The sequence below is a fragment of the Pseudomonas sp. LBUM1672 genome, assembly GCF_059695655.1.
Genome location: NZ_CP166781.1, coordinates 3,545,127 through 3,560,742, shown reverse-complemented (window position 1 = coordinate 3,560,742; position 15,616 = coordinate 3,545,127). Strand labels below are relative to the sequence as shown.

The 15,616-nt window shown below is 60.4% G+C and carries 16 protein-coding genes; 6 read left to right on the top strand and 10 right to left on the bottom strand.

Going from position 1 to position 15,616, the window contains the following annotated elements:
• Positions 1-48 precede the first annotated feature (48 nt).
• Positions 49-822, top strand: a complete 774-nt coding sequence (locus ACA053_RS16125; RefSeq protein WP_497393069.1) for a helix-turn-helix transcriptional regulator — start codon at positions 49-51, stop codon at positions 820-822.
• Between the two features lie 141 nt (positions 823-963).
• On the opposite strand, the gene ACA053_RS16120 is transcribed toward ACA053_RS16125, so the two are convergent.
• Positions 964-1,905: a class I SAM-dependent methyltransferase gene (locus tag ACA053_RS16120; RefSeq protein WP_497311738.1), complete on the bottom strand. Its 942-nt coding sequence runs from the start codon at positions 1,903-1,905 to the stop codon at positions 964-966.
• 196 nt (positions 1,906-2,101) lie between these two features.
• Here ACA053_RS16120 and ACA053_RS16115 point away from each other — a divergent pair, with 196 nt between their 5' ends.
• Both ACA053_RS16115 and ACA053_RS16110 read left to right on the top strand, forming a co-directional pair.
• Positions 2,102-2,509: a response regulator gene (locus ACA053_RS16115; protein WP_497311737.1), complete on the top strand. Its 408-nt coding sequence runs from the start codon at positions 2,102-2,104 to the stop codon at positions 2,507-2,509.
• Positions 2,510-2,556: 47 nt separating this feature from the next.
• Positions 2,557-3,225: an HAD-IA family hydrolase gene (locus ACA053_RS16110; RefSeq protein ID WP_497393067.1), complete on the top strand. Its 669-nt coding sequence runs from the start codon at positions 2,557-2,559 to the stop codon at positions 3,223-3,225.
• 105 nt (positions 3,226-3,330) lie between these two features.
• Here ACA053_RS16110 and ACA053_RS16105 read toward each other — a convergent pair whose 3' ends face one another.
• Positions 3,331-3,990 carry a methyltransferase family protein gene (locus tag ACA053_RS16105; RefSeq protein WP_497393066.1) on the bottom strand — a complete coding sequence of 220 codons (660 nt, stop codon included), beginning with the start codon at positions 3,988-3,990 and terminating at the stop codon, positions 3,331-3,333.
• A gap of 127 nt (positions 3,991-4,117) precedes the next feature.
• Between ACA053_RS16105 and ACA053_RS16100 the strand changes: the two genes are divergently transcribed.
• Complete coding sequence (locus tag ACA053_RS16100) at positions 4,118-4,252, top strand: hypothetical protein (RefSeq protein WP_497393065.1); 135 nt, start codon at positions 4,118-4,120, stop codon at positions 4,250-4,252.
• A gap of 3 nt (positions 4,253-4,255) precedes the next feature.
• Here the strand turns inward: ACA053_RS16100 and ACA053_RS16095 are convergent, their stop codons facing one another.
• The gene (locus ACA053_RS16095) at positions 4,256-5,203 is read right to left on the bottom strand and encodes a GlxA family transcriptional regulator (protein WP_497393064.1); all 948 of its coding nucleotides are present in this window, start codon (positions 5,201-5,203) and stop codon (positions 4,256-4,258) included.
• 125 nt (positions 5,204-5,328) lie between these two features.
• Between ACA053_RS16095 and ACA053_RS16090 the strand changes: the two genes are divergently transcribed.
• Both ACA053_RS16090 and ACA053_RS16085 read left to right on the top strand, forming a co-directional pair.
• A complete protein-coding gene (locus ACA053_RS16090; RefSeq protein ID WP_109632190.1) occupies positions 5,329-6,120 on the top strand; it encodes an SDR family NAD(P)-dependent oxidoreductase in 792 nt (263 codons plus the stop codon).
• 104 nt (positions 6,121-6,224) lie between these two features.
• Complete coding sequence (locus ACA053_RS16085) at positions 6,225-7,145, top strand: pyridoxal-phosphate dependent enzyme (RefSeq protein ID WP_497393062.1); 921 nt, start codon at positions 6,225-6,227, stop codon at positions 7,143-7,145.
• Between the two features lie 60 nt (positions 7,146-7,205).
• Here the strand turns inward: ACA053_RS16085 and ACA053_RS16080 are convergent, their stop codons facing one another.
• The 7 genes from ACA053_RS16080 to ACA053_RS16050 form a co-directional block, all read right to left on the bottom strand.
• Entirely contained in the window at positions 7,206-7,523 is a 318-nt protein-coding gene (locus tag ACA053_RS16080) for a DUF2388 domain-containing protein (RefSeq protein ID WP_109632186.1), read from the bottom strand.
• A 106-nt stretch (positions 7,524-7,629) separates the two neighbouring features.
• Positions 7,630-8,400, bottom strand: coding sequence for a PA4824 family protein (locus ACA053_RS16075; protein ID WP_497393061.1), 771 nt, complete (start codon positions 8,398-8,400; stop codon positions 7,630-7,632).
• Positions 8,401-8,591: 191 nt separating this feature from the next.
• On the bottom strand, positions 8,592-8,960 hold the full coding sequence (locus tag ACA053_RS16070) for a DUF2493 domain-containing protein (protein WP_497311731.1): 369 nt from the start codon (positions 8,958-8,960) through the stop codon (positions 8,592-8,594).
• Complete coding sequence (locus ACA053_RS16065) at positions 8,948-10,603, bottom strand: Na/Pi cotransporter family protein (protein WP_497393060.1); 1,656 nt, start codon at positions 10,601-10,603, stop codon at positions 8,948-8,950. Before ACA053_RS16065 ends, ACA053_RS16070 begins: the two co-directional genes overlap by 13 nt.
• A gap of 171 nt (positions 10,604-10,774) precedes the next feature.
• Positions 10,775-13,495, bottom strand: coding sequence for a magnesium-translocating P-type ATPase (gene mgtA / locus ACA053_RS16060; protein ID WP_497393059.1), 2,721 nt, complete (start codon positions 13,493-13,495; stop codon positions 10,775-10,777).
• Positions 13,496-13,796: 301 nt separating this feature from the next.
• A complete protein-coding gene (locus ACA053_RS16055) occupies positions 13,797-14,072 on the bottom strand; it encodes a hypothetical protein (protein WP_109632163.1) in 276 nt (91 codons plus the stop codon).
• A gap of 344 nt (positions 14,073-14,416) precedes the next feature.
• The gene (locus ACA053_RS16050; protein ID WP_497393058.1) at positions 14,417-15,415 is read right to left on the bottom strand and encodes a GlxA family transcriptional regulator; all 999 of its coding nucleotides are present in this window, start codon (positions 15,413-15,415) and stop codon (positions 14,417-14,419) included.
• Positions 15,416-15,616 lie beyond the last annotated feature (201 nt).

Genomic DNA, 15,616 nt, shown 5'->3' with positions numbered 1-15,616 from the left:
CGGGGGACACACCCATTCCCATCATGGGTTACTCGAAAGGGGTAGTGCGTGGACGCGTTGTTGAAAGAGTTGCCGGTGCACCAGGGGCTGGCGCGGGTATTTGGCGGGTTGGGCCAGGACGGTTTCTGGCGCGCGCTGGTCGACACGCTGCGGCTGCTGGTGCCGCTGGACAACGCGTTGGTGGCGGTAATGCGAACGGGCCGAGTGCCGCGCTTGCTGATCGACTTCGACTCAAAGGGTGGCACCACCGAGCACGAAGAACTGGCGGACTACAGCGCTGGCATGTACTTGCTCGATCCCTTTTACCAGGCCGTTTGCGCGGGCATCGCCGATGGCTTGCACAGCCTCGATTCGGTGGCCCCCGACCAGTTTCAACAGAGCGAGTATTACCTGAGTTACTTCCGTTCGGTGGTGGGCGCAGACGAGTTGCAATTCATGGTCAACATCGACGGTGCCGTGCTCGGTTTATCGCTGGGGCGCTCGACGCGGTATACCCTCGAAGAGCAGGGGCGTTTGCTGTGTGTGCGGGATTGGGTGCTGTCGGCAATGCGCCGGCATTCGCAGTTGATGCCGCCGCAAGGCACCACTGCCGAGGCCGTGGCCGGCGATCTGGCAACCCTGCTGGATCGCTTCGACGCGCGATTGTCCGTGCGCGAAGTCGAAACGGCTCGACTGATTCTCCAGGGTTTCTCAAGCAAAGCCATCGCCCAGCAAATGGGAATCTCCCCGGAGACGGTGAAAGTGCATCGGCGCAATCTCTATCACAAGCTCAACGTGAACGGTCACAGCGAGCTGTTTGCGCTGGTGTTGCAGCCGCGTTGATCCGAGGCCGCCCACCGATCTTGGGTCCGCTACAGATCCCTGTGGGAGCGGGCTTGCCCGCGATGGCAGTGTAATTGACGAAATCAATGTTGGATCTGACGGCCTCATCGCGGGCAAGCCCGCTCCCACAGTGAACAGCACTTAGCTCCCGAGTTTGAACACCAGCGCCTTCAACCCGCACTCAACATCGGCATCCGGAAACTCTGGCGGATTCTCCAACCGCTGCTCGAAACGCAGGCTCGGTGCTTCTCGCTCGACGCCGTCGATCAGGAAGTCCGCGCCAAACGCCGGGTCGTTCATGCACGCCAGCACTGTCCCTTCGGGGCTGAGCAACTCCGGCAGCCGACGCAACACCCGCTGGTAATCCTTGGTCAGCAGAAAACTGCCTTTCTGAAAGGATGGCGGGTCGATGATCACCAGGTCATAAGGCCCTTTGCCGATCACCTTGCCCCAGGACTTGAACAAGTCATGGCCGAGAAAACTCACCTTGCTCATGTCGTGGCCATTGAGCCGATGGTTGTCGCGACCACGGTTCAGGGCCGGGCTGGACATGTCCAGGTTGACCACGTGCTCGGCGCCACCCTCGATGGCGGCGACCGAAAAACCGCAGGTGTAGGCGAACAGATTCAACACGCGCTTGCCCTCGGCATTCGCTCGCACCCAGTCGCGGCCGTAGCGCATGTCGAGGAACAGTCCGGTATTCTGCTTGCGGCCCAGGTCCACGCGATAACGCAGGCCGCCCTCGGTGATGATCAATTCTTCGATCGCGTCCCCAAGCAGCCATTCGGTGGTGCTTTGCAGCAGGTAGCGGTGTTGCAGCAACAGAGTCTTCGCCCCTGATTTTTGCCACTGCGCCGTTTCCGTGATCACCATCAGCAACTGCTTCAATGCTTCCAGCTGCGCTGCTTCAGGTTCCTTGAACAGCGACACCAGCACCACGCCCTGCAGCCAGTCAACGGTCACTTGTTCCAGCCCGGGCCAGCAACGACCCCGGCCATGGAACAGCCGACGGGTTTCTGCGGGTGCATCAGCCAGGGCCGTCAGCAAATGATCGTGAAGGGTGGAGAGAGCGTCAGCGTTCATCGGGCAGGGCCAGCAGTCTGAGGGGGGGCATTTTACACAATTGTGGGTTGGCGAACGGCTGCGATGGTCGGGATGTACTCACAAATTTCAAGACACGCGTATCAAAAATGAATTTCCGCCGAGTCCGCTGCTCCTACCTGTAGGCAGCGGATTTGAGCCCGCGAAATCATTTAGGCAATCAGGGAGTGGCAAAGTCATGTTTCCAAAAACGACCGCGGGCGAGCATCTTCCTGACGGGTTGATTCTGGTGGTTGAAGATGACCCGCTGATTCTTGAATTTCTCTGCGAAATTCTTCAGGAGGAAGGCTTCAAGGTTGAACCGCACGTCAGCGCCGACGCCGCGTCGCAGTATCTGGAGTTGCACGCGAATGAGGTGGGACTGTTGCTCACGGACATCACCATGCCCGGCAAACTCAATGGCGCGGACCTTGCCAACCAGTTCGGCGATCGCTGGCCGGACAAGCCGATCATGATCATGTCCGGATATGAAACTCCCGAAAGCTCCGGGGTGCGGCATGAAGTGTCGTTCATCAAGAAACCCTGGGCGTTGGGACAACTGCTGGATAGTGTCGAAGAGGCCTTCAGGTCGCGACGGTCCGCGTAGGTCGTGTACATTGACGGACCTGCCTGACACACAAAGGAAGCTCATCCTTGTTTGCCCACGAATCCGTTTTTAGTACCCCGTATCGCGCGTTCCTGTTCGACATGGATGGCACCGTCCTCAACTCCATCGCCGCCGCCGAGCGCATCTGGACCACCTGGGCCTTGCGCCACGGGGTGGATGTCGAGTCCTTCCTGCCGACCATTCACGGCGCCCGCGCCATCGACACTATCAACCGTCTGGCGTTGCCCGGGGTGGATGCCGAGGCCGAGGCCAACTGGATTACCGAAGCGGAAATCGAAGACGTGGAGGGGATTGTCGAGGTGGCCGGTGCGGCGGATTTCCTCAAGTCTTTGCCAGCCAAGCAATGGGCGATCGTGACCTCTGCACCGAAGGCGCTGGCGTTGCGGCGGATGGCGGCAGCGGGGATTCCCGAACCCGATGTCATGGTCACGGCCGAAGAGGTCAGCGCTGGCAAACCGGATCCTGCGGGCTATCGACTGGCGGCTAAACGGTTAGGTGTCGAGGTGACCGATTGCCTGATCTTTGAAGATGCCACGGTGGGGATTCTTGCTGCGGAAGCGGCAGGGGCGGACCTTGTGATCATCACTTCGACCCACGACCATCCGATTCAGACGGAGCATGCGACGCTGGCCGGCTATGACTTGGTCGCGGCGCAAGTAGATATCGACAACCATATTCGCCTGCACCCACTCTAATGTGGGAGTGAGCCTGCTCGCGATAGCGGTCTTTCAGTCAAATAAATGCTGGATGTGCCGACGCTATCGCGAGCAGGCTCGCTCCCACATTTGGATTGTGTTTATTCAGTACAACCCGGGGATCAACCGCCAACTCCGGGCGCAATAAGCCTCATATTTACTCCCGAACTGCGCCTTCAATAGCGCCTCTTCCGAGTGAATTCGCGCAATCAGCGGGATCACCGTCAGCGCCGCCAGCAACAACCCGACCCCCGAGCGAAACGCCAGGGCCCAACCCACGGCGATGACCAACATTCCCAGGTAACTGGGGTTGCGCAAGCGGCGGTAAATCCCGTCGGTCACCAGACTGTGGCCCGGTTGAATCGCCACCAACCCGCTAAACCGCTTGCCCAGCACAAACACTGGCCACATCCGTAGCGCGCCGCCGACGATGAACAGCACCGCCCCGAGCCAGCGCACACCTTCGCCACCGAAGGTCCAGAAGTCGATCCGGTCGGTGTAGGCCGGCAGGTACCCGCTCAACAGTCCGATGACGCCGAATGCCGGCAGCACCCAGCGATTCGCCCGGTCTTCACGTTCCCCTGAACTCAGATTGACCTCGGTGAACAACGAGGCAACGACCATCGCCAAGGTGGCGATGACAACGACCACCAGCGGCGCATGGGCGAAGAACGCCGCAAACCCACCCAGTCCCCACACCGCGAGACCGAGGTAGGCGAGGGTAGAGACGATGGCGAAAAACGCCAGCCTGGCCGAGATTTTCATGGGCACTGATTCCCGTTATTGACCGATTTCCTCAGTGTAGAAGGTCATGCTGATTTGCCGGTTTGGGCTAGTCTGAGTTAGTTTTTCGGCCAGGTAAAAGTCCGCGTCGTGCAGGACTTTTCACCACATGCCTGCGTGGATGGACCCCTTCGAGGTGGCGATGCAAAGGCTGATGCCACTGGCCCTGGCCGATGGCGTGGCCTTGCGGCTGATGCCGCTGTATCAAACGGTTGATCTTCGGGCGGCGCTTCCCCGGCGCTGACGATCAAGCCGTCATCTGCGACCTGGCATTGCGTCGAATCACCTGCGGCGGCTGGCCGAACGCCCGAAGGAAGGCTTCGCGCATGCGGCGCCGGTCGGTGAAACCGGCCTCAGCGGCGATCTGGTCAAGGGTCAGGCGCCCGCGTTCGAGCATCTGCCGCGCCGCTTCCAGACGCAGGTTTTCAATGGCCTTGGCCGGGGACTGCCCGGTCTCGGCGCGAAAGGTCCGACTGAACTGCCTTGGACTGAGGCGTGCCACTTCCGCCAGTTGCTCCACCGACAACGCGGATGTCAGGTGTTCCCGGGCATAGCCGAGGACGGTCTGGATACGGTCGGATTTGGGCTCCAGTTCCAGCAAGGCCGAATGCTGCGACTGGCCGCCAGCGCGGCGATGGTACATCACCAGTTTCTGTGCGACGGACCGGGCCAGTTCAGCGCCATGGTCCTTTTCGACCATGGCCAGCGCCAGGTCGATGCCCGCGGTCATGCCAGCGGAGGTCCAGATGGAATCGTCGATCACGTAGATTCGGTCCTCTTCCACCTTGATCGATGGAAAGCGTGCTTGCAGATCCCGCGCATACGCCCAATGCGTGGTGGCGCGCCGTCCGTCGAGCAGACCGGCCTGCGCCAGCACGAACGCCCCCGAACAGATCGACGCCGTGCGCCGTGCGGTTTTTACGCTGTCGCGCAAGTACGCCAACACACCCTCGGGCGCCTGCTCGAGAATCGAATCGCCGCCGACCACGATTACGGTGTCGAACACCCGCTCATCAAACGCCTGGGTACCGACGCTCAAACCGCCGGAAGCCCGCAGGGAACGGCCATCTTCGGAGATCACGCTGACCTCATAAAGCGCTTCACCGGCGCTGAAGTTGGCGTACTCGAACACCGGCATGGCCGCCAGCGCCATGGACTGGAACCCCTCGAAAACCACAAACGCCACGGAAGTCATGATGAAGCCCTCGAAAAGCCAGTGTCCGAAAAACGTACTTTAAACGTCATTTGAGACGAGCGGAAGTCAATTTATAACGGTTCACACCCGGCGACCTTATCGCCTCACTGTGAAGGAAATTGAACATGGCTCTCTCATCCAAAGGCACCGCACTGATCACTGGCGCTTCTTCGGGCATTGGCGCGGTCTACGCCGACCGTCTCGCCCGGCAGGGTTACGACCTGATTTTGGTCGCCCGCAGCCACGGCAAACTCAACGCCCTGGCCAACCACTTGAGCAACGAAACCGGCCGCGCCGTGGAAGTGGTCGCCGCCGACCTCAAAGACAAGGCCGACCTGCTGCGGGTGGAAAGCATTCTGCGCAACGATGCGAGCATCACCTTGCTGGTCAACAATGCCGGTGTTGGCGGTGTGATGCCGTTGCTTGGAAGCCCGGTGGACGCCATGGAGGACATGATCACCCTCAACGTCACTGCGCTGATGCGTCTTTCTTATGCCGTGGTGCCTGGCTTCGTTGCACGGGGCGCCGGCACCGTGATCAACATTTCCTCCATCGTCGCCATCGCTCCGGAAATCCTCAATGGCGTTTATGGCGGGAGCAAGGCGTTTGTGCTGAGCCTGAGCCAATCGATGCACCACGAACTGGCCGACAAAGGCATTCGCGTCCAGGCGGTGTTGCCCGGCGCCACCGCCACCGACTTCTGGAGCGAGGCGGGCAACCCGGTGGAGAACCTGCCGCAAGAGATCGTGATGTCCGCCGAGGACATGGTCGATGCCGCGCTGGTCGGGTTGGCGCAAGGGGAAGTGGTGACCATCCCGGGACTGCACGAGGTCGAAAAATGGGACGCTTACGAGGCTCAGCGCCAAGTGCTGTCCGGTTCGTTTGGTCACTCATCGGCGGCCCCGCGCTACCGGTAAGTCCATAACCCCAGGGGGCAGGGTGAACTAAGCTTGGATAAGGACTGTTCACCACCGGCTTGGCGAAAACCTCGACAAGCCGGTGCTGCCCAAGGGAGCACACAATGCTTCACATCAGAACGCCCTTGATTCTGCACCCAGGCCTGTCAACGCCGACCCGGCGCATCTGGCTCAAGCTGGAAAACCTGCAACCCAGCGGCTCGTTCAAATTGCGTGGCATGGGCCTTCTGTGCAGTCAGGCAAAGGCGCAGGGCAAGCGCAAAGTCGTGTGTCCTTCCGGTGGCAACGCCGGTTTTGCCACCGCCATGGCCGCCGCTGCCCTCGGGCTCAAAGCCTGCATTGTCGTGCCGCACACCACCCCGGAAACCACCCGCGCCAGGATCAGGAAAACCGGCGCCGAGGTCATCGTCCACGGCAAGGTCTGGGACGAGGCCAATTTGCGGGCCAAAGAGCTTTCACAGGAAGCGGATACCGAATACGTGCCAGCCTTCGATCATCCCGTGTTGTGGGAAGGGCACAGCACCCTGATTGATGAAGTCCTTGAGGATTGTCCCCAGGTCGATGCAATGGTGACGTCGGTGGGCGGTGGAGGATTGCTGGCGGGCCTGCTGACTGGATTGATCCGACACAACCGCATGGATTGCCGGATCATTACGTGCGAAACCCAAGGCGCGGCGTCCTTCGCTGCGGCTATCGAGGCTGGACATCCCGTCAGGTTGGCGCGCATCGACACCGTCGCGACATCGCTGGGCGCTGCAAAAGTGGCGGCATGGCCGGTGCAGCACCTCCTCGATTTTCCTTACGAATGTGTGGTGCTTAGTGATGACGAGGCGATCATGGGTGTTGTGCGTTACGCAAACGACCTGCGCCAGTTGGTCGAACCGGCGTGCGGTGTTTCATTGGCAGTGGCGTACCTGGACCATCCGGCGATCGCCGCAGCCCATGACGTGGTGATTGTGGTGTGTGGCGGGGTCAGCATCAGCGCGCAGCTGGTGGCCGGGTGGGCGCGCTTGCCCGCGGGGTGAAGCAAGGCAGGGCTGCACACTCTCCGGCTGTCGCGAGCCCCACCGTTAATTTTTAAACCTTCATTGGCCGGCAGCAACGCCTTCCCGGATCAGGATGGCTCTAGCCAGTTCTTCGTCGCTGGCTTTGAGTCCGGGATTTTCCTGGCGAATCTGATTCAACACCGACTCCAGGTACACACCGCGAATCGTACCGCCACTGGCAACGAAGCTGGAGGCGTCATCGCGGGCGGGAATCGCCAGTTTGTGGTCCTTGAACGTCGAGTACAGCGATGCGGAAACCCCCGCAGAGGTGGCGACATCGCCTGCGTCCACTTTGGCGAAGGCCGAACCGAAGGGCAAACACAACATGAATGAAGAAATGATAATCAGACGGCGCATAGCAATGTCCTCTGAAGCGTGAAGCAAAAAGGGAGTACCTCACATTTAGGATGCTTGGCGCACGTCAGGAGTTCCCTGTGGGTGCGTTATCCGCGCCCGATACCGTTCAAAACCGCAGCGTTGCCCCGGTGGTCAGCCACTGATCACGTTCCCCCGTCAGGTTGCGTCCCACCACCAGATCGACATCGATACGCTTACCGATATGCAACCTCGGCCCGGCCTGCCACGCCTGTTCGCCGCCTTGTTGGCCATAGCGTTCAGCGATCAGCGTCAGGGAACGGGCCAGGTCGTATTCGACGCCGGTGCCCCAGGTCCAGCGATGGTTTTGCTCGCCGTCGTCATAGGCGTGGGACCAGCCGGCATTGAGGTTCAGGCGCAGGTTTTCGAGCGGCTGGTAGGTGAAAGGCAGGTTCAGGTCGGCGCCATCGAAAGCATGGCCCCGATTGAAGGCAAAGTGCGCTGAACCCGCCAGTGCCAGCTCAAGGCCAAGGTCATCCCGAGCGAATATTTGTGTCTTGAATTGCGGGCTCAACTGCGTTTCCGAGTCCCCGTCATCGCGGCTGTGTTGCACGGCGGCGCCGAGTTGCACGTTGGGCAGACCCTTGAACGTGCAGTCCTGTGACACCACGCTGTTGCTGGCTGAACTGTGCCGACCGTTTTGGTACCAAGCGTCGATGTTGCATTCGCCGGGCGCATTGATTCCGGCGTCATCCACCACATAGGCACCGCCGGCAGCGTTGGCGCTGGAGATAATGCTGAGCAATGCAATCACGCTCAGGGTGAGGCTGACGAACAACAGATTGCGGCGCAGGCGCCGGCCTTGAGCGGCTGGCAGACTGCGCACGAAGGACGCGAATAGACGAGTGGGTTTTTGCATGAGTGTTACCTCGAAGTTTTTTGATGGCCCCAGCCGTACCGCGGTCCTGTAGCAGCTGCCGAGCAGCGCGAGGCTGCGTTCGGCTGCGAAGCAGTCGTAAGTCCGGCTGACGCGTTCTTCCTGAAGTACCGCAATCTCAGGTTTTACGACTGCTGCGCAGCCGAACGCAGCCTCGCGCTGCTCGGCAGCTGCTACAGGACCGTGTTGTGGCTGAGATCCTCTACCGATAAGGTTTGCAAACCGGCCGCCCGGGCCTGGGCGACCAGTTCTTCGGTGTCTTCGCCGCCGGGCAGGGCGATCACCACGTCCGGTCGGCTGTCGAGCAACATGAAGCGATTGCGCAGGCGTTCGGCCGACTTGCCGTGGCGCTGCCAGTTGGGTGGGTAGCGCACGATGTCGGCGCCGTGTTCCCGCGCCCATTCTTCGATGTCGCCGCCCAGGTATTGATTGCCGCCATGGATCAGCACGCGCACCGGGTGCATACGCTGAAAGGCGTCGAGCACGCGCCGACACAGACGGCTGTCGGTGTAATGGCGACCCGCGCAGATCAAGAGGCGCATGACGGGTTTTCCTTGGTCAGGTCGGTGTTCTCGACCGGTTGTTCACCGGCACGCTCCAACAGTGGATAGCCCAAGGCGGCGATGTGGTGATGCACGCGGCGGTAGTCACGCAGGACTCGCTGGAAGATGTCGCCGGACTCGGCCCAGGTGTTTTTGTCTTCTTGCAACTTGCGAAAATGCTCGCGGCTGGCGTGCGCTTCGAGCCTTCTGACGGTCTCCTTGCGATGGATCAAGTGGTGCGCGGTTGGAATGTCTTCGCGCAGGAATACGGTGATCGCCAGGCTCAGGCTTTCCAGCAACGCGTCGTGCAGCGGCGCAATGTTGCTCAGCTCGAAGGCCGAGAATTGTTCGCCACGGCGCAAGCGGCGCATGGCCAACTGCGTCAGGCTGCTGGAAAGAATGTCCGCGGCATGTTCCAGGTTGATCACGAACAGCAGGATTTCCTGGGAGCGATCGGCATCGCTGTCACTGATGCCTTCCTTGCCGATGTCCGCCAGATAAGCGCGAATGGCCGCGCCCAGCAGGTCCAGGGATTGATCGATGCGTCGCACTTCATCGGCACAGGCTGGCACCGAGGTGTGGAACAGCTGCACCAACCGGCCGAGCATCGCCGAGAGCATGTCAGCCATGCGCAGGGCTTCGCGGGCGGCGTTGGACAGGCCGATGTTGGCGACTTCCAGACCCGCTTCGTCGAGGTAGTGCGGCATGCCCGGATCGACATCCCGCTCCGGCGCCGGCAACACATGGGTCAGCCATTTGGCGAGCACATCGGTCAAGCCGATGAATACCAGCGCCAGCAGCAGATTGAAACCCGTGTGCAGTGACACCACCAGCACCGACGGCTCCAGCTTCAGCTCGGCCAGAAGTCCGGCAAATGGCAGCACCACCAGGGCGCCGACCGCCCGCACCAGTAGATTGCCCAGCGGCAAACGTCGGCCGACGCTGGAACCGGCATTGATCACCGAAGGCAGCGCACCGCCAATGTTCACGCCCAGGACTAGCGCGACGATGGTGTTCGCCGACAACAGGCCGGTGGCGGCCAGCGAGACGATCAGCAACACCACGGCGACGCTGGAATGACACAGCCAAGTGAGGATGAGCGCCACCAGCAACGCAATCAGCAGATCGCCGTCCAGACTCTGCATGATCAGCTGGAAGACCGGCGCGCCTTCGACTTCCGCCAGTGTCGAGCCGAGCATGCGCAGGGCTAACAACATCAGGCCCAGACCGATCAGCGCACAGCCGACGCTTTCGTAGCGCGAGTCGTCGCGCAGACGGAACACCATCAAACCCGCGAGCAACACGATGGGCGTGAGGATTGAAACGTCGACGCTGAGCAGTTGCACCACCAGGGTCGAGCCGATATTGGCGCCGAGCATCACCGCCAGCGCGGGCGCCAGCCCCAGGGTGCCGGCGGCCGTGAACGACGTCGCCATCAGGCTGACGGCGGTGCTGCTTTGCAAGATGCCGGTGATGCCGATGCCCGAAAGCAGCGCCATCCAGCGGTTGTTCAGGTTGTGGCCCAGCCACTGGCGCAGCGGCGTGCCGAAGCCGCGCAACAACGCCGAAGAAATCATGTGAGTGCCCCAGAGCAAGAGTGCAATGGCGCCTGCGAGGTTGATCAGCAGAGTAGTTCCCGACATCAGGACTCTCCCTTTTTCGATAGGGTTAAGCACATTCCCCTGTGGGAGCGAGCCTGCTCGCGATAGCGGTGGATCAGTCGACATCTCTTTTGAATGTCAGTCAGCTATCGCGAGCAGGCTCGCTCCCACAATGGGATTGTGGTGTTCAGGTGATTTGGGTTTGTCAGGCCCTCAGAACCACTGCTTGAAGCGGCGGATGTAGATCGTCTTCATGATCTGCGCGAACACGCAGTAGCTCAGCAGGGTGCCCACCAGCCAAGGGAAATAAGCCCACGGCAACGGTTGCAGGCCGACCAGGGTGCCCAGTGGCGAGAACGGAATGTAGATACCCAGCGCCATCACCAACCCGGTCATCAGGATCACCGGCAACGCCGCCGTGCTCTGGAAGAACGGAATCTTCTGCGTGCGCAACATGTGCACCACCAGCGTCTGCGACAGCAGCCCTTCGATGAACCAGCCGGACTGGAACAGGCTCTGCATTTCCACGCTGTTGGCGGCGAACACGTACCACATCAGGGCGAAGGTGGTGATGTCGAAGACTGACGAGGTCGGCCCGATCCACAGCATGAAACGGCCAATGTTCTTCGCGTCCCACTTGCGTGGTTTGCGCAGGAATTCCTTATCCATCTTGTCCCACGGCAGCGACAGCTGAGAGATGTCGTACATGAGGTTTTGCAACAGCAGGTGGATCGACAGCATCGGCAGGAACGGAATGAACGCACTGGCCACCAGCACCGAGAACACGTTGCCGAAGTTGGAGCTGGCGGTCATGTTCAGGTACTTCATGATATTGCCGAAGGTCTCGCGGCCCTTGAGCACGCCTTCCTCCAGCACCATCAAGCTCTTTTCCAACAGGATGATGTCGGCTGATTCCTTGGCAATGTCGGTGCCGCTGTCCACCGAAATGCCGACATCGGCATCGCGCAGGGCAGGGGCGTCGTTGATGCCGTCGCCGAGGAAACCCACGGTATGACCGTTGGCCTGCAACGCCTTGAGCACCCGGGATTTTTGCAGCGGCGTCAGCTTGGCGAACACTGTGCGCTCTTCGACCCGCAGCTTGAGGGTGGTGTCGTCCATGTTCTCGATGTCTGGCCCGAGCAGCGGCGTGCCGGGTTCCAGCCCGACTTCGCGGCAGATCTTGCAAGTCACCACGGCGTTGTCGCCGGTCAGCACCTTGACGGTCACGCCCATGTCGCGCAGCGCGGCAATCGCCGGGCCCGCAGTTTCCTTCGGTGGATCGAGGAAAGTCAGGAAGCCACGAATCACCAGCTCGCGTTCATCGGCGGTGGTGTACTGGTTTTTGCTCTGCGCTTTCGGGATCTCGCGGGTGGCGACCAGCAGCACCCGGAAACCGTCTTCGTTGTACTCGTTGGCCAGGGCAAGCAGGTCTTTGCGACGCTGTTCGTCGAGTGCCACCACCGTGCCGTTTTCATGAATGTGGCTGGCGATGGTCAGCATCTCTTCGACCGCACCTTTGCACACCATCAGGTGATCGTCGCGGCTGTCCTTGACGATGATCGACAGGCGCCGACGGACGAAGTCGAACGGCAACTCATCGACTTTGCTGTAGGCAAACGGCATACGAAACTTTGGGTTTTCGTTGGCGAACTGCACCACTGCCTGGTCCATCAGGTTTTTCAGACCGCTCTGGTGATGGCTGTTGAGCCACGCCAGTTCGAGGATCTTGTCGTCGCGCCGGCCGTGGCTGTCGACGTGGTGCTCAAGAATGATCTTGTCCTGGGTCAGGGTGCCGGTCTTGTCGGTGCACAGCACATCCATCGAGCCAAAGTTCTGGATCGCATTGAGGCGCTTGACCACCACTTTGCGCTTGGCCATGGCCATCGCGCCTTTGGCCAGGTTGGCGCTGACAATCATCGGCAGCATTTCCGGGGTCAAGCCGACCGCGACCGCCAGGGCAAACAGGAACGCGTCGCTCCAGTCGCCTTTGGAGAAACCGTTGAGCAGGAACACGATCGGCACCATGACCAGCATGAAGCGGATCAACAACCAGCTGACGCTGTTCACCCCACGGTCGAAGGCCGTTTGCACCCGCGAGCCGACAATGGCTTTGGCCAGCGAGCCAAAATAGGTGCGCGGCCCGGTCGCGACCACCACCGCTTTGGCGGTGCCGCTGACCACGTTGGTGCCCATGAAGCAGATGTTTGGCAGGTCCAACAGGTTGGATTGATCGGCAGCGGCGCGGCTCGCCGATTTCTGCGCGACGTCGCCCAGGGTGTCGTATTTCTCGACGGGCAAGGCTTCGCCGGTCAGCACCGCCTGGCTGATGAACAGGTCACGGGATTCGATCAGGCGGATGTCCGCCGGGATCATGTCGCCGGCACTGAGCTGGACGATGTCGCCAGCCACCAGTTCGCGCATCGGCACTTCGCGCAGTACCGGGCGGTTGCCGTTTTGTCCGCGCCGCAGCACAGTCGCCGTGGTGCGCACCATCGCTTTCAACGCTTCGGCGGATTTGGCCGAGCGGTATTCCTGCCAGAACCGCAGCAGGCTGCTCAGGGTGACCATGGTCATGATAATGATGACCTTGGTCAGGTCCGCCTCGTCGCCTTCACCCTGGCTGATCGGCAGCCAGTAATCGGTGAAGAAACTGATGCCGGCCAGGGTCAGCAGGACATAGATGAAGGGATTGTTCAGGGCTTTGAGCAGTTGGACGAGGGCGTGTGGCGGCTTGTCGTGGGCGACTTCGTTGAAGCCTGCACGGGCCAGCCGGCCTTCGGCCTCGAGTTCGGTCAAACCGTCAGGGGTGGCGTTAAGGTTGGCGAGGGTCACGGCCAGGCCGTTTTGTGCTTCCCGGGCGGCGCGCATCGACAGTTTGGCGTTGTCGTTGCTGGCGCCTTTGGCGCGAATATCCGGCGTTTTTACAGTCGTCATGGTGTGTGCTCCTGCCGCCGTCTTGCGGCACGACACACTGTCCACTCATCTATTCATAGGCGAGCGAATGTATGTCGAGTCGCAAACAGGCGATCGATTCGGAAGTGTTGTGTTCTTGTGTTCTTGTGTTCTTGTGTTTTAACGTTCGCTGCGTATCAATGGAAAGTTGATGCGCAGCGAACCGTCTACTGGCTTCGTCCATAACTAACTCCAATTATTTTATGTTTTAACAGGCAATAAGAAGTTGTCGAATTCCCTATTAAGGAAAACGTTGAGGGAAGGACTTTGAAGTGCCTTCAGATCAACAGAAAGTGCGAGCCCTGAGGGTCAGTCCGAACAGGCGCGCGATGCGCCGACTCGGTGGTTCCTGGCTGTCGTCGAAGCTCCAGCGCTGCTGAAGCCGACCCGTCATCGGGCAGACGCGCCAGTTGGCACGAGGGTGTGCCTTGGCCGGGGAAGAAAGGGTGGAAAACGGGGCGCTGACCCGAGTCGTCAGCAGACGCTCACGGCACAGCTTGACCCGCATGGTCGATGCGAAGGCGCGTACGCCCGGCATTATGGTGGTTTTGAAGTTCATAACATGCCTCTGGACCGGACGGACACCGGTGAGGCAAGTTACGGTGGAGCATCATGCTCTAGCGCAGCTTATCCGACCGAAAAGTCGAGTCCCGTCATTTACTGGGTTATGTGCCAGGTTCCGCAAATTCGCAGTGCCCCGACAGCGACTAGATACTGTGTCCATTGGATTCTTTTGTAAGTTGAAAAAAGGCCTTCGTTGAAGGCCCGGGCAATTTACTCAGGGAGGTCGGTGAAGTCAACCTTCAATAGCCGCTAAATGCGGAGCTGAATGGAAAAACATCGACTCTTTATATTGAAGTTGGAATTGGTTCAGCTAAATGACAGTTAGTACTATCTCAGTGATTAACGGGAGAAACGATTGCGATAATCCCTCGGCGAAATGCCAAGGTTGCGCTGGAAGGTGAAGCGCATGCGTTCTTCATCACCAAACCCGCATTGCCGGGCGATTTGATCGATGTTGCGCTCGGACTCTTCCAGAAGGCGTCGCGCTGCTTCCAGGCGCAACACTTCCACCGATTTGGCCGGGGTGCGGCCGGTCTTGAGTTTGTAGACCCGGGCAAAGTTGCGCGGGCTCATTTGCACCTTGTCGGCGAGCGCTTCAACGGTCAGCTTTTCGCTGCTCAGGTTCTGCGCGATCCACAGGTGCAAATCGTCGAAGGCAGCACCGTCCTCGGTTTGCGATTGCAGCAATTGGCTGTACTGGGCCTGGCCGCCGGGGCGCTTGAGAAACACCACCAGTTCCCGGGCAACCTCCAGCGCCACCTCACGGCCGCAGTCGGCCTCCACCAGCGCCAGGTCGATACCGGCGCTGACACCCGCCGACGTCCACACCGAACCTTGCTGAATGAAAATTGCATCGCTGTCGACTTCAATCAGCGGGAAACCCCGCTTGAGCATGTCGCACATGGCCCAGTGGGTCGCCGCGCGGCGGCCGTCGAGCAAACCGGCTTGCGCCAGCAGGAAAGCGCCGCTGCACACGGAAGCGGTGCGATTGACGTTGACCGCTGCCGATTTCAGCCAGGCGACCAACGCCTGGGAATTGTCCATCGCGTGACGAATATCCGGCGCGCCGGGGACGATCAGGGTATCGATCGAGTGTTCGTCGAGGTCGCTCAATCGCAAGGTCTCTACCACCAGGCCTTCCGCTGTCTGAATCAGCCCGCCGGCAAGGCTTGCGGTGTGCCGGATGTAACCCGGCAAACTGCGCTCGGCCAGGGCTTTGGAGGCGGCCCAAAATACAGTTTGCGCCCCGGTCAGGTCCAGCAGGCCCATCTGCGGGAACGCGACGAACACGATAGAGCGCGGCTGATCGGGATGAGGTGTCCGGGTGATTTCGTTCATGGTCTTGGCTGTCAGCGACGCCGATTCAAACGGCCGGATTTGCGGGGTTTATGTCATTGCGGCCGGCAGAGATCAACCTTCAAACGACGAAATGGCTGCCAGCCCTCTAAATGGCCCCCGGCTTACATATCCCCTGTTGGAGTGAGCCTGTGTGGCGAGGGGATTTATCCCCGTTCGGCTGCGAAGCAGACGTAAAACCGG

Coding starts and splice junctions, on each gene's coding strand:
- ACA053_RS16120 (WP_497311738.1), bottom strand. CDS start 1,905: ATGAACGCTGACGCTCTCTCCACCCTTCACGATCATTTGCTGACGGCC.
- ACA053_RS16115 (WP_497311737.1), top strand. CDS start 2,102: ATGTTTCCAAAAACGACCGCGGGCGAGCATCTTCCTGACGGGTTGATT.
- ACA053_RS16105 (WP_497393066.1), bottom strand. CDS start 3,990: ATGAAAATCTCGGCCAGGCTGGCGTTTTTCGCCATCGTCTCTACCCTC.
- ACA053_RS16100 (WP_497393065.1), top strand. CDS start 4,118: ATGCCTGCGTGGATGGACCCCTTCGAGGTGGCGATGCAAAGGCTGATG.
- ACA053_RS16095 (WP_497393064.1), bottom strand. CDS start 5,203: ATGACTTCCGTGGCGTTTGTGGTTTTCGAGGGGTTCCAGTCCATGGCG.
- ACA053_RS16090 (WP_109632190.1), top strand. CDS start 5,329: ATGGCTCTCTCATCCAAAGGCACCGCACTGATCACTGGCGCTTCTTCG.
- ACA053_RS16085 (WP_497393062.1), top strand. CDS start 6,225: ATGCTTCACATCAGAACGCCCTTGATTCTGCACCCAGGCCTGTCAACG.
- ACA053_RS16080 (WP_109632186.1), bottom strand. CDS start 7,523: ATGCGCCGTCTGATTATCATTTCTTCATTCATGTTGTGTTTGCCCTTC.
- ACA053_RS16075 (WP_497393061.1), bottom strand. CDS start 8,400: ATGCAAAAACCCACTCGTCTATTCGCGTCCTTCGTGCGCAGTCTGCCA.
- ACA053_RS16070 (WP_497311731.1), bottom strand. CDS start 8,960: ATGCGCCTCTTGATCTGCGCGGGTCGCCATTACACCGACAGCCGTCTG.
- ACA053_RS16065 (WP_497393060.1), bottom strand. CDS start 10,603: ATGTCGGGAACTACTCTGCTGATCAACCTCGCAGGCGCCATTGCACTC.
- mgtA (WP_497393059.1), bottom strand. CDS start 13,495: ATGACGACTGTAAAAACGCCGGATATTCGCGCCAAAGGCGCCAGCAAC.
- ACA053_RS16055 (WP_109632163.1), bottom strand. CDS start 14,072: ATGAACTTCAAAACCACCATAATGCCGGGCGTACGCGCCTTCGCATCG.
- ACA053_RS16050 (WP_497393058.1), bottom strand. CDS start 15,415: ATGAACGAAATCACCCGGACACCTCATCCCGATCAGCCGCGCTCTATC.